This window comes from Streptomyces sp. P9-A4 (assembly GCF_036634195.1).
Lineage (GTDB): Bacteria > Actinomycetota > Actinomycetes > Streptomycetales > Streptomycetaceae > Streptomyces.
The window spans coordinates 1,251,019-1,274,793 of sequence record NZ_JAZIFY010000001.1; the positions used below are offsets into that span (position 1 = coordinate 1,251,019).

General features: G+C 72.8%; 20 protein-coding genes. 8 read left to right on the top strand and 12 right to left on the bottom strand.

What is annotated here, in order from left to right; translation table 11 throughout:
- Positions 1-16: 16 nt before the first annotated feature.
- Positions 17-1,471 carry a purine-cytosine permease family protein gene (locus V4Y03_RS05560; protein WP_332434207.1) on the bottom strand — a complete coding sequence of 485 codons (1,455 nt, stop codon included), beginning with the start codon at positions 1,469-1,471 and terminating at the stop codon, positions 17-19.
- Positions 1,472-1,540: 69 nt separating this feature from the next.
- Between V4Y03_RS05560 and V4Y03_RS05565 the strand changes: the two genes are divergently transcribed.
- Positions 1,541-2,191, top strand: coding sequence for a TetR/AcrR family transcriptional regulator (locus tag V4Y03_RS05565; protein WP_317877151.1), 651 nt, complete (start codon positions 1,541-1,543; stop codon positions 2,189-2,191).
- A 250-nt stretch (positions 2,192-2,441) separates the two neighbouring features.
- Positions 2,442-4,070 (top strand): amidohydrolase, encoded by a 1,629-nt coding sequence (locus V4Y03_RS05570; RefSeq protein WP_332434208.1) that lies wholly within the window; start codon positions 2,442-2,444, stop codon positions 4,068-4,070.
- A 382-nt stretch (positions 4,071-4,452) separates the two neighbouring features.
- On the opposite strand, the gene V4Y03_RS05575 is transcribed toward V4Y03_RS05570, so the two are convergent.
- Positions 4,453-5,385, bottom strand: coding sequence for a LysR family transcriptional regulator (locus tag V4Y03_RS05575; RefSeq protein ID WP_332434209.1), 933 nt, complete (start codon positions 5,383-5,385; stop codon positions 4,453-4,455).
- A gap of 367 nt (positions 5,386-5,752) precedes the next feature.
- On the opposite strand from V4Y03_RS05575, the gene V4Y03_RS05580 reads away from it, so the two are divergent.
- A complete protein-coding gene (locus V4Y03_RS05580) occupies positions 5,753-6,925 on the top strand; it encodes a TDT family transporter (protein WP_317873624.1) in 1,173 nt (390 codons plus the stop codon).
- Here the strand turns inward: V4Y03_RS05580 and V4Y03_RS05585 are convergent.
- From V4Y03_RS05585 to V4Y03_RS05600, 4 genes are all read right to left on the bottom strand, one after another.
- Entirely contained in the window at positions 6,852-7,592 is a 741-nt protein-coding gene (locus V4Y03_RS05585) for a helical backbone metal receptor (RefSeq protein ID WP_332434210.1), read from the bottom strand. The genes V4Y03_RS05580 and V4Y03_RS05585 overlap by 74 nt on opposite strands.
- Positions 7,589-8,140, bottom strand: a complete 552-nt coding sequence (locus V4Y03_RS05590; RefSeq protein ID WP_317873626.1) for a helix-turn-helix domain-containing protein — start codon at positions 8,138-8,140, stop codon at positions 7,589-7,591. Before V4Y03_RS05590 ends, V4Y03_RS05585 begins: the two co-directional genes overlap by 4 nt.
- A gap of 163 nt (positions 8,141-8,303) precedes the next feature.
- Positions 8,304-10,115 (bottom strand): ABC transporter permease/substrate binding protein, encoded by a 1,812-nt coding sequence (locus V4Y03_RS05595; protein ID WP_317873627.1) that lies wholly within the window; start codon positions 10,113-10,115, stop codon positions 8,304-8,306.
- Positions 10,108-11,184 (bottom strand): quaternary amine ABC transporter ATP-binding protein, encoded by a 1,077-nt coding sequence (locus V4Y03_RS05600; RefSeq protein WP_332434211.1) that lies wholly within the window; start codon positions 11,182-11,184, stop codon positions 10,108-10,110. Before V4Y03_RS05600 ends, V4Y03_RS05595 begins: the two co-directional genes overlap by 8 nt.
- A gap of 427 nt (positions 11,185-11,611) precedes the next feature.
- Here V4Y03_RS05600 and V4Y03_RS05605 point away from each other — a divergent pair, with 427 nt between their 5' ends.
- Together V4Y03_RS05605 and V4Y03_RS05610 are read left to right on the top strand one after the other, a co-directional pair.
- Positions 11,612-12,517: a 5'-3' exonuclease gene (locus V4Y03_RS05605; protein ID WP_332437111.1), complete on the top strand. Its 906-nt coding sequence runs from the start codon at positions 11,612-11,614 to the stop codon at positions 12,515-12,517.
- A 145-nt stretch (positions 12,518-12,662) separates the two neighbouring features.
- Positions 12,663-13,496, top strand: coding sequence for a siderophore-interacting protein (locus tag V4Y03_RS05610; protein ID WP_317873629.1), 834 nt, complete (start codon positions 12,663-12,665; stop codon positions 13,494-13,496).
- Between the two features lie 196 nt (positions 13,497-13,692).
- Here the strand turns inward: V4Y03_RS05610 and V4Y03_RS05615 are convergent, their stop codons facing one another.
- Positions 13,693-14,286 carry a MerR family transcriptional regulator gene (locus V4Y03_RS05615; RefSeq protein ID WP_443079747.1) on the bottom strand — a complete coding sequence of 198 codons (594 nt, stop codon included), beginning with the start codon at positions 14,284-14,286 and terminating at the stop codon, positions 13,693-13,695.
- Positions 14,287-14,443: 157 nt separating this feature from the next.
- Between V4Y03_RS05615 and V4Y03_RS05620 the strand changes: the two genes are divergently transcribed.
- From V4Y03_RS05620 to V4Y03_RS05630, 3 genes are read left to right on the top strand one after another with little or no spacing between them, the layout of a single operon-like run.
- The gene (locus tag V4Y03_RS05620; RefSeq protein ID WP_332434213.1) at positions 14,444-15,397 is read left to right on the top strand and encodes a hypothetical protein; all 954 of its coding nucleotides are present in this window, start codon (positions 14,444-14,446) and stop codon (positions 15,395-15,397) included.
- Positions 15,394-15,849, top strand: a complete 456-nt coding sequence (locus V4Y03_RS05625; protein WP_332434214.1) for an ABA4-like family protein — start codon at positions 15,394-15,396, stop codon at positions 15,847-15,849. Before V4Y03_RS05620 ends, V4Y03_RS05625 begins: the two co-directional genes overlap by 4 nt.
- Positions 15,850-15,853: 4 nt before the next feature.
- On the top strand, positions 15,854-16,792 hold the full coding sequence (locus V4Y03_RS05630; protein ID WP_332434215.1) for an ADP-ribosylglycohydrolase family protein: 939 nt from the start codon (positions 15,854-15,856) through the stop codon (positions 16,790-16,792).
- A 56-nt stretch (positions 16,793-16,848) separates the two neighbouring features.
- On the opposite strand, the gene V4Y03_RS05635 is transcribed toward V4Y03_RS05630, so the two are convergent.
- From V4Y03_RS05635 to tatA, 5 genes are all read right to left on the bottom strand, one after another.
- The gene (locus V4Y03_RS05635) at positions 16,849-18,240 is read right to left on the bottom strand and encodes a cytochrome P450 (protein ID WP_332434216.1); all 1,392 of its coding nucleotides are present in this window, start codon (positions 18,238-18,240) and stop codon (positions 16,849-16,851) included.
- 267 nt (positions 18,241-18,507) lie between these two features.
- Positions 18,508-21,336: a DEAD/DEAH box helicase gene (locus V4Y03_RS05640; RefSeq protein WP_332434217.1), complete on the bottom strand. Its 2,829-nt coding sequence runs from the start codon at positions 21,334-21,336 to the stop codon at positions 18,508-18,510.
- 44 nt (positions 21,337-21,380) lie between these two features.
- Positions 21,381-22,397, bottom strand: coding sequence for a diacylglycerol kinase family protein (locus tag V4Y03_RS05645; RefSeq protein WP_332434218.1), 1,017 nt, complete (start codon positions 22,395-22,397; stop codon positions 21,381-21,383).
- A gap of 41 nt (positions 22,398-22,438) precedes the next feature.
- A complete protein-coding gene (gene tatC, locus V4Y03_RS05650; RefSeq protein WP_317873653.1) occupies positions 22,439-23,341 on the bottom strand; it encodes a twin-arginine translocase subunit TatC in 903 nt (300 codons plus the stop codon).
- Positions 23,342-23,445: 104 nt separating this feature from the next.
- Complete coding sequence (gene tatA / locus V4Y03_RS05655) at positions 23,446-23,748, bottom strand: Sec-independent protein translocase subunit TatA (RefSeq protein ID WP_332434219.1); 303 nt, start codon at positions 23,746-23,748, stop codon at positions 23,446-23,448.
- Positions 23,749-23,775 lie beyond the last annotated feature (27 nt).

Here is a 23,775-nt window from a genome sequence, read left to right on the forward strand (position 1 = left end):
CGCGGCTCCTGCCCGCTCAGACGGCCGCGCGGGCGGCGAGCACCGTGCGGTCGTTCCGCATCAGGAGGGCGTAGAGGGCGGCGGAGACGCCCATGCCGACCGGGAGGGAGAGGTCGATGCCGCCGAGGGCGGCGGCGACCGGTCCGGTGTAGACGGTGTTGACGCAGAGCGCGGCGGTGGTGACGCCGACGACCAGGGCGGAGGCGCCCGCCACGTTGACGCCGGCGGTGTACCAGAACGGGCCGCCGGGCGTCTCGTCCGAGAGCGCGACCCCGTCGTAACGGCAGCGCCGCAGCAGGACGTCGGTGGCGTAGATCGCCATCAGGGGGCCGATGAGGACGGTGATCACCTGGAGCGCGTTGCTCACGGTGTCCAGGAAGTTGGAGACCAGCAGCCCGTACAGGGTCAGGGCGATGGCGACGGCCCCGTCGAAGAGGACGCTGACGGAGCGCCGGATGCGCAGGCCGACGGCCTGGAGCGCGAGTCCGGCGCTGTACGCGGTCAGGGCGTTGATGGCGATGGTGCCGAGGACCAGGGCGAGCAGGAAGACCGGGACGAACCAGCCGGGCAGGATCTCCTGGAGGGCGGTCTGCGGGTCCGTCATGTCGACGGCGGTGGCCGCGAAGGCGCCCAGCGAGCCGACGACGATGCTGGGCACGAAGGCGCCGAGCGCGGTCCAGCCGATGATCGCCTTCTTCGAGGCCGTACGGGGCAGGTAGCGGGAGAAGTCCGCGCTCGTCGTGTACGAGAGCGGGCCCGAGGCGACCATCGTGGTGCCCGCGAGCAGCAGGGCCCAGAGGTCGACGCCGGTGACCCGCGCGGCGGGGGTGTACGAGAAGTCCGCGTGCCGCAGCACGGCGAACGCGACGACGGTGAACGCCCCGGCCAGGACCAGGGTGATCGGCAGGTACAGCTTGATGATCAGGCCGTGCCCGTAGACGCTGATGACCAGCGTGAGTGCGGCGATGATCACGATGACCGCCACTTTCACCGGGGTCGTCGCGGTCATGCCGGTCTTCTCGACCAGCGCGAAGGCGGCGGTGGCCGCGGCGGCCAGGTTGAGGGCGAAGTAGCAGACGGAGACGAGCCAGCCGCCGACCGCGTTGTTCACCCGGTTGCCGAGGACGCCGTAGACCGCCCGGGTGATCACCTCGCTGGGCGCGCCGGCCGCCGGCCCCGAGGTGGCCAACAGGCCCGTGAGCAGCCAGAAGAGGTTGCCGACGACGGTCACCGCGATGGCCTGCCAGAGGCTCAGGCCCATCAGGACGAGGGCGCCGCCGATGACGAGGCTGAGGTAGTTGACGTTCGCCGCCGCCCAGACCGAGAACAGCTCGCGGGGGTGCCCGTGGCGCTCGGAATCGGGGATGTGGTCGATGCCGTGGGCCTCGATGCGGCCGGGCCGGTCGGAGGCCGGCGGGGTGACCGCTGCGTCCTGAGAGCGTGGGAGCGGATCGGGGATCGTGGAAGCCATGCGGCCCTCCGGATGCGTGTGGTGCCCACCTGGTTGCTTATTGGTCGCACACTCAATAACATCGCCGGTATGCCGTCAAGCGTCCAGCGCAAGAGAGTTCGGAAAACTCCCGAAGCCCGGCGGGCCGAGATCGTGGAGACCGCCGCACGCGTGGCCCTGACCGAGGGCCTCGAGTGCGTCACCCTGCGGCGGATCGCCGACGAGCTCTCCGTCCGGCCCGGTCTGATCAGCCACTACTTCCCCTCGGCGGAGGACCTGGTGGGCGAGGCGTTCAGCGTGGCCGCCACCGGCGAGCTGGACGCACTGCTCCCCGCCGACCGGCCGCACGGGACCCCCACGCAGTACCTCGCGCGGTACTTCGCCCTCTCGGCCGGAGAGGACTACGACGACATCAGCCGCCTCTGGATCAACGCCCGGCACCTCAGCCGGTACCGGTCCGTCCTGCGCGACCGGGTGGCCGAGCAGGAACTCGCCTCCGACGACCGCCTGGAGCAGCTGATCCGCGAGGGCGTCGAGCGCGGCGAGTTCCGCACGGACGACCCGCGCGCCACGGCCATCCAGATCCTGGTGGTCCTCGACGGCCTCGGCGCCCACGCCAACACCGACCGGAGCAACCGCCCGGCGGCCGTGACGCGTCTGGCGCTCACCACGGCGGAACGCGAACTCGGCCTGGCGCACGGGGCGCTGACCGACATACCACCACCGGCCGTGCCCTCCTGACCGGCGTGACGCCGAGAGCCGTGCCCGGCTGTTCGACGTGAACGCGGTGGCCGGGCCGGCTGACCTGCGTACCGCCACCGGCTGAATCCCCTGCCCTGTGTGACACCGCCGGAGCGAGCCCGCACGCCCCGCGTGACACCGCTGGAGCGAACCCTCCTGACCAGTGTGACGCCGACGGCCGTGCCCTCCCCGACCCTCCCCCTTCGTCGAGGCCCTGCGGGCCTCCCCCGCACTCTTCCTGGAGCCACCCGTGCGCACCCGACTCGTCCTGCTCTCCGCCCGTCTGCTCGACCCCGGCACGGGCGCGTTCCTGCCGGAGACGGCACTCGCCGTCTCCGACGACGGCCGGATCGCCGCCCTGGGCGACGACCGTGACATCCGCGCGCTCGCCGGGCCCGCCACCACGGTCGTCGACCTCAAGGGCGCCGTGGTCACCCCCGGCCTGGTCGACGGGCACCTCCACCCGGTGTCCGGCGCCGAGCTGACCCACGGACTCGACCTGTCGTACTGCGCCGACCTCGACGACGTACGGGAGGCCCTCGACCGGGAGGTGCGGACACTCGGCCGGGGCGACTGGCTCTTCGCCTGGGGTCTCGACCCGAACGTCTTCGGCGGCCTGCCCGTGGGCATCGCCCCCTTCGACACCGTCCTGGACGGCGTCCCGGCCTTCCTGCTGCTCTTCGACGCCCACTCGGCGCTCGCCAGCCGGCGGGCGCTCGAACTCGCCGGGGTCGACGGCCCCCGCACCTTCGACCAGGCCTCCGCCGAGGTCGTCTGCGACGCCGACGGGCGCCCGACCGGGCTCCTCCAGGAGGACGCCGCCTGCGATCTGGTCGAGCGGGTCGCCCCCCGCCCCACCCCCGAGGAGAGCCGGGAGCGCCTGGCTGCCGCCCTGCGGTCCATGGCCGCGGCCGGTCTCACCGGTGGTCACGCCATGGACGCCAACGGCGAGAGCCTCGCGCTGTACGGGGAGCTCGACGCGGCCGGCGAGCTGGCACTGCGGCTTCGGGTGGCGCCCTGGTGCCAGCCCGGCACGGGCGCGGAGGGCGTACGGGCCCTGATCGCGCGGCAGGGCACGGGCGGGGCGCTGTGGCAGGTCGTGGGCGTGAAGCTCTTCATGGACGGGACCATCGACAACGGCACCGCGTGGCTGGAGCGCCCCGACTGCCACGGCGAGTCCACGCACGCGTTCTGGCCGGACCCGGCGGCGTACACCCACATCATCGGGGAACTGCACCGGGCGGGAGTGCCGACCGCGACGCACGCCATCGGGGACGCGGCGGTCCGGCACGTGCTGGACTCCGTCGAGAAGGCCCGGGCCTCCGGCGGCGACGAGGTCCGGCACCGGGTCGAACACATCGAGACCGTGCCGGACGACACCCTGCGCCGCTTCGCCGACCTGGGCGTCCTCGCGTCCATGCAGCCCACCCACTGCTGCGACTTCACCCGCGCCGACCACACCGACAACTGGTCCCGCCGACTCGGCGAGGAGCGCGCCGGGCGGGCGTGGCGCTGCCGTGACCTGGCCGATTCCGGGGCCACGGTGGTCCTCGGTTCGGACTGGCCGATCGCGCCGTTCCCGCCGCTCGGCGTGATGGCCGGGGCCCGGCACCGGCGACCGAGCCGCGACCTCGGCCGGGCGCCGCACGGCCCTGAGCAGGCACTGACGGCGCTGGAGGCGCTGCGGGGCATGACGACGGCGCCGGCGTACGCGGCGGGCGAGGAGCACGAGGCGGGCCGGATCGCCCCGGGGTTCCGCGCGGACCTCGCGGTCTTCGCGGACGACCCGCTCACCACGGCGTCGACGGACCTGCCGGACCTGCCGGTCCTGCTCACGGTCCTGAACGGCCGGATCACCCACCGGGCTACGGGCGTCTGAGGCTCGCCGTCACGGCGGTCTCCCCCGCCGTGACGGCGGCGCGCGGCGCGGCGAAGCAGACGGCCGGTCGGTCCGTCCGTCGGTCCGTCCGTCGGTCCGTCCGTCCGTCGGTCGGTCCGTCCGTCCGTCGGTCCGTCCGTCCGTCGGTCCGCGCCTCGGCAGCCCAGCGGCCCGGCTGGACCATGGGTCCGCCGGCCCGCTGGGCGGGGCGTCGAGCAAGCCCGTCGGCCCTACGGCCGAGTCGTCGAGCTGTCCTCAGCCCGCCGCGCGGGCGTCCCACCCTCCCCCAGCCCTCCGGCCGGGTCGTCGAACTCCCCCTCAGCCCGCAGCGCGGGCTCCCGAGCCGCCCCTCACCGCTCCGGCCGGGGCGTCGAGCCGCCCCTCACCCCGCCGGCCGGGCGCGGGTCAGGGAGAGGAGGTCGCGGGCCGGGCCCGTCGGGCGGTGGCCCGTCGGCCAGACGGCCCGCAGGTCGCGGCGGAGCATTACCCCCTCCACCGGGATGGCGACCAGCCGCCGCGAGGCCAGTTCCTCGGCGATGGCGAGTTCGCTGAGGACGGCCGGCCCGGCGCCGCTGACGGCGGCGGCCTTCACCGCGGTGGTGGAGGCGAGTTCGAGGAGCGGCTGCGCGAGGCCGCCGTGGGCGGACAGCGCCGCGTCCAGAACCTGCCGGGTTCCCGAGCCGCGCTCCCGCAGGACCAGCGGGGTCGCGGCCAGCTCCGCCGGGTCCACCGGGCCCCGGCGGCGGGCCCACGGGTGCGAGGGGGCCGCGACGACCGCGAGCCGGTCGTGGGCGACGACCACGCCGTCGAGCCCCTCGGGCACGGCGAGGCCCTCCACGAAGCCGATGTCCGCCTCGTTGCCGAGGAGCCGTTCCGCGACCACCGCCGAGTTGCCCGCCTGGAGCGATACCGCCGTGTCGGGGCGCTCGGCGCGCAGCGCGATCAGCCAGCCCGGCAGCAGGTACTCGGCGATCGTCATGGACGCGGCGACCCGCAGCCGGGAGTCCCGCCGCCCGCGCAGGGCCTGGGCGCCCGCGTCGAAGGCCTCGGCGGCCTCGACGATCCGGCGCGCCCAGTCGGTGACGAGCGCACCCGCGTCGGTGAGCCGTGAGCCCCGGGGCGAACGGTCGACGAGGGCCACGCCCAGCTGTCGTTCCATCGAGCGGATGCGGCTGCTGGCAGCGGGCTGGGTGATGCCGACCTCGCGGGCGGCGGCGCCGAGGCTGCCGTGCCGGGCGACGGCGAGGAGCAGTTCGAGGGCGCCGAGGTCGGGAACCCGATGGTGGAGCTGCGCCTTGACCTCGCCGCCGTACACCTCACCGGCCCGCGAGCCCCGAACGACCTGACCACCGGGCTCGCCCCGCCGCGGCCCAACCCCGCGAGCCCCGCCGACGGGGCTCCCGCCACCGGATGCCCCACCGCCGGGCGCCCCGCCGCCAGCCGGCCCGCCAGGGAATGCCCCGGCGGCGGGGCTCCCGCCGCTGGAGGCCCCCCCGGCGGATGCCCCACCGCCGGCGGTCCCACCGATCGGCGCCCCGCCGCCCAGGCTCCCGCCGTCGGCCGCCCCCTCGCCGTTCGTCCCGCTGCCCCGCGTCTCCCAGCTCCTGCTCATAAAGCCAGCTTATGGCGTCATAGCCACAAGATCCCTGGTGGGGGGCCTGGAAGAGGGCGACGGTGGAGGCATGGCAAGCCCCGCACTTCCCCGTCCCGCCCTCCCCGCCCGAGCCCACGGGCCCCGGCCGGTCGCCCCGCCCACCCGTTCCGTCCGTCACCTCGGGCCGAACTGGTACGCCTCCGTGATGGGTACGGCCATCGTGGCCAACGCCGGCGCCGGCCTCCCCTCCGCCGGTCCCGGTCTCCGCACCGCCTGCGCGGCCGTCTGGACGCTCTCGCTCGCGATGCTGCTCGTCCTGCTCGCCGCCCGCGCCACGCACTGGATCCGCCACCGCGACCAGGCCCGCGCCCACCTCCTCGACCCCGCGATGGCGCCGTTCTACGGCTGTCTGTCGATGGCGCTGCTCGCCGTCGGCGGCGGCGCGATGATCGTCGGCCGCGACTGGATCGGGCTCCCCGCGGCCGTCGCGCTGGACACCGTCCTGTTCACCGTCGGCACGGTGATCGGTCTCGCGGCCGCGGTGGTCGTCCCGTACCTGATGGTGGTGCACCACCGGATCGAGGGCGCCTCCCCGGTGTGGCTGCTGCCGGTCGTCGCGCCGATGGTCTCCGCCGCCCTCGGCCCGCTGCTCGTGCCCCATCTGCCGGCCGGGCAGGCCCAGCAGACCCTGCTCATCGCCTGCTGGGCGATGTTCGGCGTCAGCCTGCTCGCGACCCTGGTCATGCTGCCCCTGGTGTTCGGGCGGCTGGTGACCGGCGGGCCGCTGCCGCTCGCGCTCACCCCCACCCTCTTCCTGGTCCTCGGCCCGCTCGGCCAGTCGACGACCGCCGCCAACAAGTTCGCCGACGTGGCTCCGGGCGTGCTGCCCGCCCCGTACGCGCACGGCTTCGCCTCCTTCGCCGTCCTCTACGGCGTGCCCGTCATGGGCTTCGCGCTGCTGTGGCTGGCGCTCGCCGGGGCGATGGTGCTGCGGGCCCGCCGACAGGGCATGGGCTTCGCGATGACCTTCTGGGCGTTCACCTTCCCGATCGGCACCTGTGTGACCGGCGCCGAGGGGCTGGCCCAGCACACCGGACTCGTCGTGTTCGACGGTCTCGCGGTCTTCCTGTACGCGCTGCTCCTCACGGCCTGGCTGGTGGCCGCGATCCACACGGTGCGCGGTCTCGTCAGCGGTGCGCTGCTCGCAGGGCCCGCGCCAGTGCCTGCGGAGCCTCGGCCAGCGACGGCCCGTACCAGGTGAGAAGTCGCCCGTCGACGAGCGCGGCGGCGGTCCCGGGGAACGCCTCGGGGCCGTCCTCGCGTGTGAAGCGGTAGGGCTCGTCGGGCAGCACGACGAGGTCGGGCGCGGCGGCGCGCAGCTCGTCGAGCGGGAGGCGCGGATAGCGCTCGGGGTGGCCGGCGTACAGGTTCCGGACGCCGAGCCGGGCCAGCAGGTCTCCGGCGAAGGTGTCCCGGCCGAGCACCATCCAGGGGCGGCGCCAGATCGGCACGACGGCGGTGTACGGCCCCTCCGGGGTGACCGCCGCCCATGCCTCCTCGGCCTCGTCGAGCCAGCGGGGCCGGCGGGGCGCGCCGCAGGCGGCGAGGACCCGTTCCAGTTCCCGCAGGCCCTGGTCGAGGGTGTGGATGCCGGTGACGAGGACCTCGGTCCCGGCGGCCCGGAGGGCGGCGAGGTCAGGGGCGCGGTTCTCCTCCTCGTTGGCGAGGACGAGGTCGGGTCGGAGGGCGAGGATCGCGGGGACGTCCGGGTTCTTGGTGCCGCCGATGCGGACGACGTCGAGGCCGGCGGGCCGGACGCACCAGTCGGTGGCGCCGACGAGCACGCCGGGCGCGGTGACGGCGACGGCCTCCGTCAGGGAGGGCACGAGGGACACGACCCGGATGGGGGCGCCTCGCCCGGCCCTCATTCCTCCTCGGCCTCGACGTGCTCGGCGACGGCGACGACGAGCAGCCGGGTCCCCGGTTCGGTGGCGCGCCAGCGGTGGCGGACCCCGCCGGAGAGGTAGAGGGTGTCGCCGCGGTCCAGCCGGTAGGCGCGGCCCTCGGCCTCGACCTCGGCGGCGCCGTCGGCCACGTAGAGCAGTTCGTCGTTCCGGTGCTGGAACTCGCGCCCGGCGTCCTGCTCGCCGGTGAACTCCAGGGCGTGCAGCTGGTGACGGCCGCGGACGATCGCCCGTACGCCCGCGGGCAGTCCCGGGGTGCGCTCGGCGGCCCGTACGACATCGACGGTGCGGGCGGCCTCGGCCGCGGCGAGGAGTTCGCCGGAGGTCGTCTCCAGGGCCTGCGCGACGAGTTCGAGGGACCGACGGCTGGGCCGGGCGCGGTCGTTCTCGACCTGACTGAGGAACGGCACGGAGAGGCCACTGCGCGAGGAGACGACGGCCAGCGTGAGCTGGAGCGCTCTGCGTCGCCTCTTGACGGCCGCGCCCACGCGGGGTGATTCCTTCTCGTCCATGTCGGCTCCCTCCCTCGTGCCTCGTGCGTATCCGTACCGGTCGGTTACCTGAACCTTACGCAGCTTTGGGGCGGGGTTTCGCGTCGTGACGAAAAGGGGTGGCCGCCGAACACGTTCGGCGACCACCCCATTTCGGACAGAAGCCGGCTGTCCTCCCCCGGTGCTACTGCGGCGCGAGCTTCTCCGCGAGGCCCGGGTTGGCGTCCAGCCAGGTGCGGACGGCCTCCTGCTCCTTGCCCTTGCCGGTCTTCTGGATGACGGCTTCGAGGTCCGTGAGCTGCTTCTCGGTCAGCTCGAAGTTCTTCAGCCAGGCGCCGACCTCGGGGTTCTCGGCGGCGAATCCCTTACGGGCGAGGGTGTGGACGCCGTCGCCCTTGCCCCAGGAACCCTTGGGGTCGGCGAGCTTCTTGAGGTCGTGGGCGGAGTAGGCCCAGTGCGGGGACCAGAGGGTGACGACGACCGGTTCCTTGCGCTCGTAGGCGCGCTTCAGCTCGGCGAGCATGCCGGGCGTGGAGCCGTCGACGACCTCGTACTCGCCCTCGAGGCCGTACTCCTTGAGGACCTTGTCCTTGAGGATGCCCATCATTCCGGCGCTCGGCTCGATGCCGATGATCCGGCCCTTGAACTGCCCCGACTTGCCCTTGAGGTCGGCGAGGGAGTCGACGCCCTTCACGTACGAGGGGACGGAGAGCTCCAGGGAGGTGGGGCCGTACCAGGAGCCGAGGTCCTCCAGCTTGTTCTGGTACTTCTTCCAGTACTGCTCGTGCGTGACGGGCAGCCAGGAGTCGGTCTGGAAGTCGAGCTGACCGCCGGCCAGGCCCGTGTAGAGCGCGCCGGCCTCCAGCTGCTTGGTGTCGACCTCGTAGCCCCGGCGCTCCAGGAGTTCCTTCCAGAGGTACGTGGAGGCGATGCCCTCGTCCCAGGGGATGTAGCCGATGTTGATCTTCTTGCCGTGGCCGCTGTTCTTGCCCGCGGCGGCGGTGGAGGTCGCGCCGCCGGAGCCGAGGAAGCCCATGCCGCCGGCCACCAGGGCGAGCACGACGACGCCGACGAGGGCGGCGACGGGCTGCGGGCGGTGGGCCCAGATCTTCGCCCCGGGCCGCTTGGCGCCGAGCGCGGCGCGCGCCTTGGCGGCGGCGCGGCGGCCCAGCGGGGAGACCTGTCGGCCGAGGGCGCCGGTCATCCGGTCCAGGTACATGGCGAGGACGACGATGGAGACGCCGGCCTCGAAGCCGAGGCCGATGTCGACGTTGCCGATGGCGCGGTAGACGGCGCCGCCGAGACCGCCGCCGCCGACCATGCCGGCGATGACGACCATCGAGAGGCCCAGCATGATGACCTGGTTGACGCCGGCCATGATCGTCGGCAGGGCGAGCGGCAGCTGTACGCGGAGCAGCGTGTTGCGCGGGGTGGTGCCGAAGGCCTCGGCGGCCTCGACGAGTTCGCCGTCGACCTGCCGGATGCCCAGCTCCGTCATCCGTACGCCCGGGGGCAGCGCGAAGACGATGGTGGCGATGATGCCGGGGACCACACCGACGCCGAAGAAGATGATGCCGGGGATGAGGTAGACCATCGCGGGCATGGTCTGCATGAAGTCGAGGACCGGCCGCAGCACGGCGCTGACGGTCTTCGAGCGGGCCGCCCAGATGCCGAGCGGTACGGCGATCACCAGGGTCACCAGGGTGGCGACGAGCACGAGCGACAGCGTCGCCATGGCCTCGTCCCACAGCTGGACCGAGTCGACGAGCGCGAACCCGGCGAAGGCGAGGACACCGGCGGCGAGGCCGCGCAGCCACCAGGCGACGACGGCGAGGATGCCGGCGAAGAGCAGCGGCTGGGGCGCGGACAGGACGGCGTCGATGCCGTCGTAGAGACCGGTGACACCGGTGCTGACGGCGTCGAACAGCCAGGAGAACTGGGCCTGGAGCCAGTCGACGGCACTGTCGACCCAGTCACCGAGGGGGAGCCTAGGCACCGGCGGTCACCTCCTTGCCCTTGGCGGGCTGGGCATTCGTCGCGCCGATACCGCCCATGACGGCGAGGAGGCGTTCGGTCGGTACGACTCCGAGGACGGAGCCCTCGGAGTCCTCGACGGTCACCGGGTGCGGGGCCAGGGCGGCGACGGCGCACAGGTCGGCGACGAGCGTGTCCGGCCCGACGGCGCGGCAGGCGCAGCCGTCGGGGCAGTCGGCCGGAGTGACGCCCTCGGCCATGACGGCGGAGGCGGTGAGCACCCGGGAGCGGTCGACGTCCTGGATGAAGGAGGCCACGTAGTCGTCGGCGGGGCGGACGAGGATGTCCTCGGCGGTGCCGAGCTGCACGATCCGGCCGTCGCGCATGACGGCGATCCGGTCGCCGAGGCGCATGGCCTCGTTGAGGTCGTGGGTGATGAAGACGATGGTCTTCTTCAGCCGCTGCTGGAGGACGAGGAGCTGGTCCTGCATGTCGCGGCGGATGAGCGGGTCGAGCGCGCTGAAGGACTCGTCCATGAGGAGCAGGTCGGCGTCGGTGGCGAGGGCGCGGGCCAGACCGACCCGCTGCTGCATGCCGCCGGACAGTTCGTCGGGCCAGGACTTCTCCCAGCCGGCGAGGCCGCACAGCTCCAGGGCCTCGGCGGCCCGGGTCTCGCGCTCGGCGCGCGGGACGCCCTGCACCTCCAGGCCGTAGCCGGCGTTCTCCAGAACGTTCCGGTGCGGGAAGAGCGCGAAGTGCTGGAAGACCATGCTGATCTTGGTGGAACGGACCGTGCGCAGGTCGCGGGGGGACAGCGCGGTGAGGTCACGTCCATCGAAGAGGACCCGGCCCGCGGTGGGTTCGAGCAGGCCGTTGAGCATGCGCAGCAGGGTGGACTTGCCGGACCCGGAGAGCCCCATCACGACGAAGATCTGGCCGGGCTCGACGGTGAAACCGGCGTCCACGACGGCTGCTGTCGTCCCCTCGGCGCGCAGCTCCTCGCGGTCGGCACCGTCGACGAGCCTGCGGACGGCTTCGTCGGGTCGTCTGCCGAACACCTTGAACAGATGGTCGGCCTGGAGCCTGGACACATAAACCTCACGGGTAGCAACGAGAACGGCCCCACCACCCCCGCGTGGCTGGGCCGTGGAGCGGGCGGGATCTGCCCGCGGGCCCGTCGCGTACGGGGATTCCTTGGTTGAATTCCGTACCGGGTTCCGCTCCGGGCTCGCGCCTGCCCCCCTTCACAGGGTGCAAACGCAAAGGTGACGGGGGTCACGTGGGGGGTGCCCGCCGCGCTGCGGGGAGCCCGGTCGGCGGGCCCGTCGTGCGGTGGGGACTGTCGGTGAGGGTGTCGACGGGAGGGCCCGTCGTGCGGAGGGGACCGTCGGTGAGGGTGTCGACGGGAGGGCCCGTCGTGCGGAGGGGACTGTCGGTGGGGGTGTCGACGGGCGGGCCTGTCGCGCAGCCGGGACTGTCGGTGGGGTGCGGCATGATCGGGGTGTGACGCGACGCCTGATGCTCCTCGACACCGCCAGCCTCTACTTCCGCGCCTACTTCGGTGTGCCGGACTCCGTCCGGGCCCCCGACGGCTCCCCCGTGAACGCCGTGCGCGGACTGCTCGACTTCATCACCCGGCTCGTCCAGGACCACCACCCCGACGACCTGGTGGCCTGCTGGGACGACGACTGGCGGCCGCAGTGGCGGGTGGACCTGATCCCCTCCTACAAGGCGCACCGGGTCGCCGTCGAGACGGAGACCGGCCCGGACGAGGAGGAGGTCCCGGACACCCTGTCCCCGCAGGTGCCGGTGATCGAGGAGGTCCTCGCGGCGCTCGGCATCGCGCGGATCGGCGCGGCGGGGTACGAGGCGGACGACGTGATCGGCACGCTGGCGGGCCGCGCCGAGGGCCCCGTGGACATCGTCACCGGCGACCGGGACCTCTTCCAGCTGGTGGACGACGCGCGGGGCGTGCGCGTGCTGTACCCGCGCAAGGGCGTCGGCGACTGCGACCTGGTGGACGCGGAACTGATCCAGACGAAGTACGGGGTGCGCCCCGACCAGTACGCGGACTTCGCCGCCCTGCGCGGGGACGCCAGCGACGGCCTGCCCGGCGTGAAGGGCATCGGCGAGAAGACGGCGGCGCAGCTGATCACGGAGTACGGGGACCTGGCGGGCGTGCGGGCCGCGGCCGAGGACCGTACGTCGAAGCTGACGCCGGCCAAGCGGCGCGGGATCGTGGAGGCGGCGGCGTACCTGGACGTCGCGCCGACGGTGGTCCGGGTCGCCGGGGACGTACCGATGCCGGAGTTCGACCCGGCGCTGCCGACGACTCCGCGCGACCCGGCGGCCCTGGAGGCGCTGGTGAAGCGCTGGGGTCTCGGCGGGGCGGTGGGCCGCCTGCTGCCGGTGCTCGAACGCTGACGGGACCGACGGCCGGAGGAAGGGGCTCGCGAGGCGGCCGAGCGGGACCGGTGGCCGACGGGATCACACGGCCCTCCCCTGGGCGGCGTAACCTGGAGATGCTAGCTTAGGCATACCTAAGTACGTCGAGTCAGGAGAGCCCCTCGTGGCAGAGCAGCCCCGCAAGGCACCGAAGGCCACCGAAGCACGTGTGGTGCGCACCGAGCGGATCACCCCGCACATGGTGCGGGTGGTGCTGGGCGGTCCCGGACTCGACGGCTTCGAGATCGGCGCGTACACCGACCACTACGTGAAGCTGCTGTTCGCCCCCGAGGGCGTCGCCTATCCGGAGCCGTTCGACATGGACCGGATCCGGGCGGAGTTCCCCCGGGAGCAGTGGCCGACGACGCGGACGTACACGGTACGGGCCTGGGACCCGGTCCACCGGGAGCTGACCGTCGACTTCGTCGTCCATGGCGACGAGGGTCTCGCGGGTCCGTGGGCCGCCCGGGCCACGGCGGGCGAGACGGTGCGCTTCCTCGGCCCCGGCGGCGGCTACGCGCCGGACCCGGCGGCGGACTGGCATCTGCTCGCGGGCGACGAGAGCGCGCTCCCGGCCATCGCGGTCGCCCTGGAGGCGCTGCCCGCCGGGGCGCGGGTGCACGCGTTCGTGGAGATCGCGGACGCCGCCGAGGAGCAGAAGTTCGCGACGGAGGACGGCATCCACGTCACCTGGCTGCACCGGGGCGACCGGCCGGGGGGCGAGACCCTCGTCGAGGCCGTGCGGAACCTGGAGTTCCCGGCCGGTGACGTCCACGCCTTCGTCCACGGCGAGGCGGGCTCGATGAAGGAACTCCGCCGCCACCTGCGCCTGGACCGCGAGATCCCGCGCGAACGCCTGTCGATCTCGGGCTACTGGCGCATCGGCAAGTCGGACGAGGCCTGGCGCGCGATCAAGCGCGAGTGGAACGACCAGGTGGAACGCGAACAGGAGAACTGAGCGACGGGCGGGCCCTGAGGCCCGTCGAGGCCGGGTTGAGGCCGGGTTGAGGCCGGGGCCGGGTTGAGGCCAGGTTGAGGCCGGGGCCGAGTTGATGCCGGGTTGAGGCCGGGGCCGGGGCGCAGGCGGGAAGCCGGCGTTCCCGCCCCCGGCCTCACGCTCCCCGCCCCGTCGCCCTCCCGGCTCCTCTCCCCCTCTACGTCGCCCGGCCGAACGCGCGGTCCGAGGCGTCCGTCTGGGCCAGGCGGCGCAGGGCCGAGAAGATCGCGTCGCCGATGACCGTGCCGACGACGACGCTCTCCACCAGCTCCTCGCGCGCCACGTGGTGCGCCACGTAGTCCAGGTCCGCCCGTGCCACCCGCTCCGCGGCGTCCGCGTACGTGCCCAGCACCTCGTCGAACCCGCCGTGACCGACGTCCTCCAGGGCCGCGAGGGCCGTCGCCAGCGCTTCCATGGCAGGGGCGCCCTCGTCCACCCGCCAGCCGCGCGCGGAGATCAGGGCCGCGACCTTCTCGCGCGCCTCCTCCATACCGGCTCCCGGCTCCCGCTCGTAGCGCGGCACCATCCGGCTGGCCGCCTCGCCGAGCACCTTGTGCACCGACCTCTCGGGGTCGTCGACCGCGACGATCACCTCACGGATGCCCGCGACCGAAAGACCGCCCACATCGAGGAGCGCCCGGATCAGGCGGAGGCGCTGGGCGTGCGCCTCCCCGTACGAAGCCTGGTTGGGGCTCGTCAGCTCTCCGGGCGGCAGCAGTCCTTCCCGTACGTAGAACTTGATCGTCGGCACGGACACCCCGGTCCTGCGACTCAACTCTCCGATGCGCACCGCGTGTTCACCTTCCTGGTCTTGCTCCGGCCTTGCCGACCGACACCCCCATCATAGATAGTGGCGCTATCAGATAGCGGGAAGTGCCGCTATCCATACTTCCCACGGGGGGATCCGTATGTCTTCGCCCAGCCCACTCACCGAGCTGCACCGACCGCTCGTCTGGTTCGCCGCCTCCATGGTCGTCCTCGCGCTTGTCTCCGCCGTCGGCATCGTCGTCGACGACCGCGTCCTGGTCGGCGTCCCGATCTGGACCAAGCCCTTCAAGTTCTCGGTCTCGTTCGTCGCCTACGCGCTCTCCCTCGCCTGGATGCTCTCCCTGCTCCCCCGGGGCCGGCGGGTCGGCTGGTGGGCCGGGACGGTGGTCGCCGTCATGAGTGCGGGCGAGATGGTGCTCATCACCCTCCAGGTGATCCGGGGCACCCAGAGCCACTTCAACCACGCCACCCCCTTCGACAACGCCGTCTTCCAGCTCATGGGCGGCACCGTCGCCCTGCTGTGGCTGGGTGCCCTGGTCATCGCCGTCCTGCTGCTCCGGGCCCGAATACTCGACGGCGCCATGGCCTGGGCCGTCCGGCTCTCCTCGCTGATCGCCCTGGCGGGCGCGGCCGTGGGCTTCGTGATGGTGCAGCCGACACCGGATCAGCTGGCCGTCCCCGACTCCCCGATCCAGGGCGCACACGCCGTCGGGGTCCCGGACGGTGGCCCGTCGATGCCGCTGACCGGCTGGGCCGGCACCGGTGGCGACCTTCGGGTGGCCCACTTCTTCGGGATGCACGCGCTCCAGGTGCTCCCGCTCCTGCTGATCGTCCTGGGTCTGCTCGCGCCCCGCTTCGCCCGCCTGGCCGACGAGCGCGTACGGCTCCGGCTCACACTCACGGCCTCGGGGGCGTACGCGGCGACCTTCGTCCTGCTGGCTTGGCAGGCACTGCGCGGTCAGGCGCTGCTCTCGCCGGACGGCGCGACGCTGGCCGGCGCGGGCGCGATCGTGCTGCTGGGCGGCGCGGCCACCGCGCTCTCCCTCCGCACCGACGCCCCCACGGCCGCCCGCGCCGAGGCGGTCAGGGCATGACCGGCTTCCTCTTCGAGCTGGCCTTCCTCCTCGCGGCACCTGTCTGGCTGCTGATGATCCTCGCACCGGCCTGGCGGATCACCGAGCGCGTGGCGGCCTCCCCCTTCACGGTCCTGCCGCTCCTGGTCCTGTGGGCGGTCCTCGCCGCTCCCGTCCTGCCCGAACTGTGGACGGCGGTCAGCAGCCCCGACATCGACACGTTCCGCGACCTGACGGCGCTCGCGGGCGGAGCCGGCGCGATCTGGGCGCAGGTCATCGCCTGGGATCTGCTGCTCGGCCAGTGGATGTACCGAGAGGCCCGCCGCCTGTCCGTACCGCCCCTGCTGATGGCCCCTCTACTCGTCCTGACGATCCTCCTCTCCCCTGTCGGGCTCCCACTGTTCCTGGTGGTCCGCGCGGTATGGGCGGCCCGGAAATCCCGGGAACAGTCGCTCGAACACGCCCTACGCTGACCGCATGCGCCTCCTCGACCGCACCGACCGCGCCCAGGGCACCGTCCTCGGTTCAGCCGTGGGCGACGCCCTGGGCGCCCCTTTCGAGTTCGGGCTCCCGGGCGTCTTCCGGGAGCGATTCCCCGACGGTGTCGGGGAGTTGTGCGGGGGCGGCGGCTGGGATCCGGGCGAGGCGACGGACGACACACAGATGGCCGTCCTCGTCGGCGAGTCGCTCCTCGAACGGGGCGGCCTCGACCTCCCTGACCTCTTCGCCCGGTTCCGCCGCTGGGCGGCGGCCGATCCCAAGGACATCGGTCTCCTCACCGAACAGGTCCTGCTCGGCGAGGACCCCTGGGACCTCGCGGCCTCGCTCCACTTCCAGGTCAACGGCCGGGGCGCGGGGAACGGCGCCCTGATGCGGGCCTCGACCTCCGCCGTCCACTTCGCGGCACGGGGACGCACCGCGACGATGGACGCCGCCCGCCGGATCGCCGCCCTGACCCACGGCGACGGCGCGGCCTGGGAGGGCACCGCGATCCTCCACGAGCTGGTCCGGGTCGCCCTGCTCGGCGAGGACCCGCTCACCGCCCTCCCCGCGACCCTGGCCGAGGTCGCTCCGGCGCACCGCGAGCGCTGGGCGACCGCCCTCGCACCGGACTGGCACCCGGACCAGGCCACCGAGTTCAACGGCGCGGTCTGGCCCTGCCTCGGTTCGGCGCTGTGGGCGCTGCGCACGACCGCCTCCTTCGAGGAGGCCCTCGTCGCGGCGGTCGATCTGGGCGGCGACACCGACACGGTGGCGGCCGTCACCGGCATGCTCGCGGGCACCGTCTACGGCGCCTCCGCGATCCCCACCCGATGGACGTCCACCCTGCACGTCCCCCTGCCCGGCTCGGCCGACCGGGTCCTCCGCACCAACGACCTCCGAGCCCTGGCCACCTCCCTCGCGGCCCCGCACTGACCTTCCCCTGTTCCCAGCCTCCTGTCCCCCGCGCTCCGCACCTCCCTGAACGAACCTCAGGACCTCGCTCTGACCGTCGCCAGCACCTCGCGGTCCGGCTGCAGCGTGAGGCTCGGGACCGGGAGGACTTCCTCCGGGGTCAGGTCCAGGTGGTAGCGGCGGGCGAGGACCGCGAGGACCAGGACGGCTTCGACCAGGGCGAAGCGGGTGCCGAGGCAGACCCGGGGACCGCCGCCGAAGGGGAACCAGGCGTACTCGGGTATCTCCTCGGCCGGCCCGTCGTCCGTCTCCATCCAGCGCTCGGGGCGGAACTCCTCGGCGTCTCCGTACCAGCGGGGGTCCCGGTGGGTCGCCCACTGGCTCGACCAGACACGGGTACCGGCGGGCACGGGCATGCCGCCCAGGGTGGCGCCCTCCTTGGCCAGCCCCGTGATCAGCCAGATCGTGGGGTAGAGGCGGAGGGTCTCCTTGATGACCGCCTGGGTGTACGTCAGGGAGGCGTAGTCGTCGTAGCCGGGTTCGTGGTCGGCGAGGACCCGGTCGAGTTCCTCGGCGAGGGCGTCACGGACCCGGGGGTTGCGGGAGAGCAGGTACCAGGCCCAGACGAGCGTGGAGCTGGTGGTCTCGTGGCCGCCGATGTAGAGCGTGACCGTCTCGTCGCGGATCTCCTGGTCGGAGAGGGCCGCGCCGGTCTCGTCCCGCGCGGCCAGCAGCCGGCTGAGCAGGTCGGGGCGTTCGGTCTCGCCGTCGCGGTGCTGGGACACCACCCGGGAGACCTCCGCGTCGATCACGGCGGTCGCCCGCTTGATGCGCGCACGGCCGGGGGTCGGGACCCAGTCGGGGAGCACCGCTCCGAGGCCGCTGAACTCGGCCCCGATCTCCTTCTGCGCGATGTCCATCGCCTGGCCGATGGCTTCGGCGTCGGCGGCGGTGTCGACGCCGAAGATGGTGCGGACGGCGACGAGTTGAGTGAGGGCCGCCATCTCCTTCTTGACGTCGACCTGCTCGCCGTCGGCCCATCGGTCGGCGAGGGCGACGGCGCACTCGGTCATGGTCGCCGCGTACGACCGGACCTGCTTCGGGCGGACGGAGGGCTGCACCAGGGACCGCTTGCGCCGCCAGTCGGCGCCCTTGGAGACGATGACGCCGTCGCCCAGGAGCGTACGGAAGGCGATGCCCAGGTCGGGCTGGTCGAAGGTGCGCTCGACCTCGGTGAGCAGTTCGCCGACGTTGTCCGGGTGGGCGATGAAGAGGCAGGGCTTGTTGCCGAAGCGCCAGCGGACGAAGTCGCCGCGGCCCCTGAGCTGTTCGAAGAAGGCGAGCGGGTCCTTGCCGAAGGCGGGCAGGTTCCCCAGGAGGGGTACCCCTCGCGGCCCTTCGACGATGTCCGGTGTCGGCTGCGGCGTCTCGCCGTGTGCCCCGGCGTCCGGACCGGCTTGCGTGGTCATCTGCGTCCCCTCCCCAACTGGCCTTCCCCGTGTGCGAGTCCATGCAAGCGGAAGCTTCCACCCCTGCGCCACCCCTGTGGACGACGCCCTGTGGACAAACGCCGTGAGGGAGGGGCGGAGGGGCCGAACGCACCGGGTGCCCGTGGCGTGATCGCCACGGGCACCCGGCCGAAAGCACTCCCGGGAGGGAAGCGGGTCCGGACGGGAGAGCGGTCCGGACCGGGGAACGGTCCGGACTCAGAGGCAGTCCGGACCGGGGACGAACCCTCAGCCCACCGAGCTGTACGCCACCACACCCCGCAGCAGCGACTCCACCGCCTTGCGGGCGTTCTTGGACACGGTGCTGTTCTCCTTGGGCGCCGCCGCCGCGACCTGGCCGAGCACGTCGATGACCTGCTTGCACCAGCGGACGAAGTCGCCCGCCGGCATCTCGGCCTCGCGCAGCACCTCGTCGAGGCTCTTGTCGGAGGCCCACTGGTAGGCGGCCCAGGCGAAGCCGAGGTCGGGCTCGCGCTGGCCGACCCCCTCCGCCTGGTTGATCTTGAACTCCTCTTCGAGGGCGTCGAGCCGGCCCCAGATCCGCACCATCTCGCCCAGTGCCGCCTTCGCGTTCCCGCTCGGCAGCTTCGGCGCGACGGCGTCGTCGGACTGGCGCGCCTCGAACACCAACGCCGACACACAGGCGGCGAGTTCGGGCGGAGTGAGCCCCTCCCAGACGCCGTCGCGGAGGCATTCGCTCGCCAGCAGGTCGAGCTCGCCGTAGAGCCGGGCGAGCCGCTTGCCGTTCTCGGTGACCTCGTTCGCGCGGAGGTAGTCGAGTTCCGTGAGAAGCGCGACGATCCGGTCGAAGGTGCGGGCGATGGTGTTGGTACGGCCCTCGATGCGCCGCTCCAGCTGCTCGGTGTCGCGCTGGAGGCGGTGGTAGCGCTCGGCCCAGCGCGCGTGGTCCTCGCGCTCGTCGCAGCCGTGGCAGGGGTGGGCACGGATCTCGGTGCGCAGCCGGGCGATCTCACGGTCGTCGGCGGCTGCGGAGCGCTGCTTCTGGTGGCGCTCGGGATTGATGTGCCCGGCCTTGCTCCGCAGGGCGGAGGCCAGGTCGCGACGGGACTGCGGGGAGCGGGGGTTGAAGGACTTGGGGATCCTCATCCGCTCCAGCGCCTCGACCGGGACGGGGAAGTCGATCGAGGCGAGCCTCTTGACCTGCCGCTCGGCGGTGAGGACGAGCGGGCGCGGCCCGTCGTGGTGCTCGAAGCCCCGGTGGCCGTTGGTACGGCCGGCCGGGATGCCGGGGTCGAGGACGAGGGCGAGACCGGCGAACTTGCCGGTGGGGACGTGGATGACGTCGCCCGGCTTGAGCTTCTCCAGGGAACTGGCCGCCTGGGCACGGCGCTGGGCCGCGCCCTGCCGGGCCAGTTCGGTCTCGCGGTCCTTGAGGTCGCGGCGGAGCCGCGCGTACTCCTCGAAGTCACCGAGGTGGCAGGTCATGCCCGCGCGGTAGCCGTCGAGCCCTTCCTCGTTCCGCTGCACCTGCCGGGAGATGCCGACGACGGAGCGGTCCGCCTGGAACTGGGCGAAGGAGGTCTCGAGGAGTTCGCGGGAGCGGTGCCGGCCGAAGCCCTCGACGAGGTTGACCGCCATGTTGTACGAGGGCTTGAAGCTGGAGCGCAGGGGGTACGTACGCGTGCCGGCGAGTCCGGCGAGGTGCTCCGGGTCGAGCCCGCGCTGCCAGAGGACGACGGCGTGGCCCTCGACGTCGATGCCACGGCGTCCGGCACGACCGGTGAGCTGGGTGTACTCGCCGGGGGTGATGTCGGCGTGCTGCTCGCCGTTCCACTTGACGAGCTTCTCCAGGATGACGGTCCGCGCGGGCATGTTGATGCCCAGGGCGAGCGTCTCGGTGGCGAAGACGGCCTTGACGAGGCCGCGCACGAAGAGCTCCTCGACGACCTCCTTGAAGGTCGGGAGCATGCCGGCGTGGTGGGCGGCGATGCCCCGCTCCAGGGCTTCGAGCCACTCGTAGTAGCCGAGGACGTGGAGGTCCTCGCTGGGGATGGCGGCGGTGCGCGCCTCGACGATCTCGCGGACGCGCTGGCGCCCGTCGTCGTCGTTGAGGCGGAGTCCGGCATGGAGGCACTGCTGTACGGCGGCCTCGCAGCCGGCCCTGCTGAAGATGAAGGTGATGGCCGGCAGGAGTCCCTCGGCGTCGAGGCGCTCGATGACCTCGGGGCGGCCGGGTGTCCAGATGCGGGAGCGCTGGCGGCGCTCGCGCTCGCGGTCGGCCTCGCGGACCATCTTGCCGCGCCGCCGCTCGCGCGGGTTGTACGTGCGCGTGTTCTCGGTGCGGGCGAGGCGGAGGAGGTCGGGGTTGAGCTCGCGCCGGGAGGCGCCTCTGCCGCCGTGGTCGGTCTCCTCCTCGAAGAGGTCGTACATCCGGCGCCCGGCGAGGACGTGCTGCCAGAGCGGGACGGGGCGGCTCTCGGAGACGATGACCTCGGTGTCGCCGCGGACGGTGTCGAGCCAGTCGCCGAACTCCTCGGCGTTGGAGACGGTGGCGGAGAGCGACACGAGGGTGACGGACTCGGGGAGGTGGATGATCACTTCCTCCCAGACGGCGCCACGGAAGCGGTCCGAGAGGTAGTGGACCTCGTCCATCACGACGTATCCGAGGCCGGAGAGCGCCTGCGAGCCCGCGTACAGCATGTTGCGGAGCACTTCGGTGGTCATCACGACGATCGGGGCGTCGCCGTTGACGCTGTTGTCACCGGTGAGCAGGCCGACCTTGTCGTTGCCGTAGCGCTTGACGAGGTCGGCGTACTTCTGGTTCGACAGCGCCTTGATGGGGGTCGTGTAGAAGCACTTGCGGCCCTGGGTGAGGGCGAGGTGGACGGCGAACTCGCCGACGATGGTCTTGCCGGAGCCCGTGGGCGCGGCGACGAGTACGCCCTTGCCCGCTTCAAGAGCCTGGCAGGCCTCGATCTGGAAGGGGTCCAGACCGAACTCGTACATCTCGCGGAAAGGGGCCAGCGCGGTGGCCTGCTCGGCGTTGCGGGCGCGGGCGGCCGCGTACGCCTCGGCGGGTGTGAGGTCCTCTGTCATCTTGTCTTCGAGCCTACCCGCCGCCTCTGACAGTGACGCGATCTTTATCGAGGGGATGCGGCGGGGGCCTCGGGCGGGGCCAGGACGCGGAGGGCGCCGGGCACGCAGGTCACGGTGAGGGGCAGCGGTCCGAGCGGCTCGCCGTCGGCGTAGCCGGTGGTGCCGGGGGCGTCCAGGGTGAGGGAGCGGACCCGGTACGTGGTGACCTTGGGGTGGTCGAGGTGGGTCCCCTTGTAGACGCGGGGGAAGACCTTGACCAGGGTCCTGCGGTCGCAGTCGCCGACGACGGTGACGTCGAGGAGTCCGTCGTCGGTGCGGGCGTCGGCGCAGATCCGCATCCCGCCGCCGTACGAGCTGCCGTTGCCGACGGCGACGAGGGTGGCGTCGGTCTCGACGACGTGACCGCCGTCGAGGGTGAGGCGGTACGGGACGGGCCGGAAGCCGGCCAGCTCGGCGAGGATGGCGAGGTCGTACTTGAAGCGGCCGGCGGGGATCCGCATGCGGTTGCCCCGGTCGTTGACGCGCGAGTCGAATCCGGAGGCGAGCACGGTCCCGTACCAACGGCCGGTGCCGGTGCCGGTGGCAGTGCCCGCGCCCTCGCCGGTACCGGTCGAAGCCGTACGACCGGCGCCCGGCCCGCTCCCACCGGAAGCCCCCGCCCCGCCCTCGATCCGCCCCAGGTCGATGCTCCGGCCGCCCGTGGTCTTCAGGATCTCGGCGGCGACCCGCCCCGCCGCCGACGGGTCGCGGACGGGCAGTCCCAGGGTGCGGGCGAAGTCGTTGCCCGTACCGGCCGCGATGATCCCGAGCGGGGTGCGCGTACCGGCGACGGCCTGGAGCGCGAGGGAGATCATGCCGTCGCCGCCGACGGCGACGAGCGCGCCGGTGCCCGCGGCGACGGCCTCACGGGCTCGTCGCAGGGCGTCGTCGGCGTCGTGCCCGAGGACGGAACGGACGGAGAATCCGGCGTCCCTGAGGGCCTGCGCGGCGGGCTGTGCGGCGTGGGCACCGCGGCCACGGCCTGCGGTGGGGTTCACGAAGAGGGTGATGTCGCTGGTCATTGGGGGTCCCCCCGGACGGAGTCTGGGGGGACCCTACAAGATCAGGTGATGTCGTCGTAACCGTTCAGCCGCTGGGCGGTGGTTCCGCCGTGCTCCCCGGTGGCCTGCTCGGGCACGGTCCGGGAGGCGCCGACCGATTCGACGGTACCGACGGCCTCGGGGGTGAGGTCGAGCGTGGAGGCCTCGTCGTCGTCGAGGTCGGCGTCGGGGTTGTTGCGCTTGCGCCGGCGGTCGTTGAGCAGCGAGAAGCCGACGGCCCCGAAGTAGAGGACCGTGATCGGTCCGGCGAGGGCGATCATGCCGACCGGGTCGGTGGTGGGGGTGATGACGGCGCCGAAGATGAAGACGCCCATGATCACGCCGCGCCACCAGCCGGCCATGCGGCGGCCGGTGAGGACGCCCGTCAGGTTGAGCATCACCAGCACGAGCGGCAGCTCGAAGGCGAGACCGAAGACCAGCACCATGCGCAGGGTGAAGTCGAGGACGTCACCGAGCGAGAGGATGTTCGCGGAGCCGCTGGGCGTGAGGCTGATGAGGACCTTCACGCTGATGGGGAGGATGAGGTACGCGAGGTAGGCGCCCGCGCCGAAGAGCGGGACGGCCGCGCCGACGAAGGCGTACGTGTACTTCTTCTCCTTCTTGTGCAGTCCCGGAGCGACGAAGGCCCACAGCTGGTACAGCCAGACCGGGCTCGCGACGACGAGGCCCGTCGTCAGCGACAGCTGGATCGTCGTGCTGAACGGGGCCATCAACGTGTTGAAGGAGACGATCGCGCAGTTTCCGCCGTCACTGGTGACCCCGCTGGGGCAGGTGGGCACCGATTTCGTCAGGAACTGCATGAGCTCCTCGCTGTACACGAGGGCCACGATCGTCACCGCTGCGATGGCGAGGAGACCCTTCGCCAGTCGGTTGCGGAGTTCACGCAGGTGCTCCACGAGGGGCATCCGGCCCTCGGGATCCTTCTCCTGCTTGCGGGCAGACTTGGGCAACCCACGTCCTCATCTCGTGCGGCAGCCGCCGCGCGGTGCGGCGGCCGCGGCGGACCGGGTCAGCGCTTGGTGGTGTCCGAGGGCTCGGCCACGGGACGCGAGCTGGTCACGTCGCCGGGGGCGGCCTGGATGGTGCGCGGGGCGGGCTGGTCCTGAGCGGTGGCACCCGCAGCGGTACCGGCCTGCGGCGGGTCGGCCGGGGCGCTCTGCTGGTCCTCCGCCTTCATCGCCTTGGCCTCGCTCTTGAGGATGCGGGCCGACTTGCCGAGCGAGCGGGCCATGTCCGGGAGCTTCTTGGCACCGAACAGCAGGATGACGACGACGAGGATGAGAATGATCTCGGTGGGGCCGAGCCTACCCATAGCTGTTTACCTTCTTCACCGAGGCGA

Coding starts and splice junctions, on each gene's coding strand:
- tatC (WP_317873653.1), bottom strand. CDS start 23,341: ATGCCCCTCGTGGAGCACCTGCGTGAACTCCGCAACCGACTGGCGAAG.
- V4Y03_RS05620 (WP_332434213.1), top strand. CDS start 14,444: ATGTCTTCGCCCAGCCCACTCACCGAGCTGCACCGACCGCTCGTCTGG.
- V4Y03_RS05565 (WP_317877151.1), top strand. CDS start 1,541: ATGCCGTCAAGCGTCCAGCGCAAGAGAGTTCGGAAAACTCCCGAAGCC.
- V4Y03_RS05585 (WP_332434210.1), bottom strand. CDS start 7,592: ATGAGGGCCGGGCGAGGCGCCCCCATCCGGGTCGTGTCCCTCGTGCCC.
- tatA (WP_332434219.1), bottom strand. CDS start 23,748: ATGGGTAGGCTCGGCCCCACCGAGATCATTCTCATCCTCGTCGTCGTC.
- V4Y03_RS05605 (WP_332437111.1), top strand. CDS start 11,612: ATGCTCCTCGACACCGCCAGCCTCTACTTCCGCGCCTACTTCGGTGTG.
- V4Y03_RS05560 (WP_332434207.1), bottom strand. CDS start 1,471: ATGGCTTCCACGATCCCCGATCCGCTCCCACGCTCTCAGGACGCAGCG.
- V4Y03_RS05630 (WP_332434215.1), top strand. CDS start 15,854: ATGCGCCTCCTCGACCGCACCGACCGCGCCCAGGGCACCGTCCTCGGT.
- V4Y03_RS05640 (WP_332434217.1), bottom strand. CDS start 21,336: ATGACAGAGGACCTCACACCCGCCGAGGCGTACGCGGCCGCCCGCGCC.
- V4Y03_RS05625 (WP_332434214.1), top strand. CDS start 15,394: ATGACCGGCTTCCTCTTCGAGCTGGCCTTCCTCCTCGCGGCACCTGTC.
- V4Y03_RS05635 (WP_332434216.1), bottom strand. CDS start 18,240: ATGACCACGCAAGCCGGTCCGGACGCCGGGGCACACGGCGAGACGCCG.
- V4Y03_RS05645 (WP_332434218.1), bottom strand. CDS start 22,397: ATGACCAGCGACATCACCCTCTTCGTGAACCCCACCGCAGGCCGTGGC.
- V4Y03_RS05580 (WP_317873624.1), top strand. CDS start 5,753: ATGGCAAGCCCCGCACTTCCCCGTCCCGCCCTCCCCGCCCGAGCCCAC.
- V4Y03_RS05590 (WP_317873626.1), bottom strand. CDS start 8,140: ATGGACGAGAAGGAATCACCCCGCGTGGGCGCGGCCGTCAAGAGGCGA.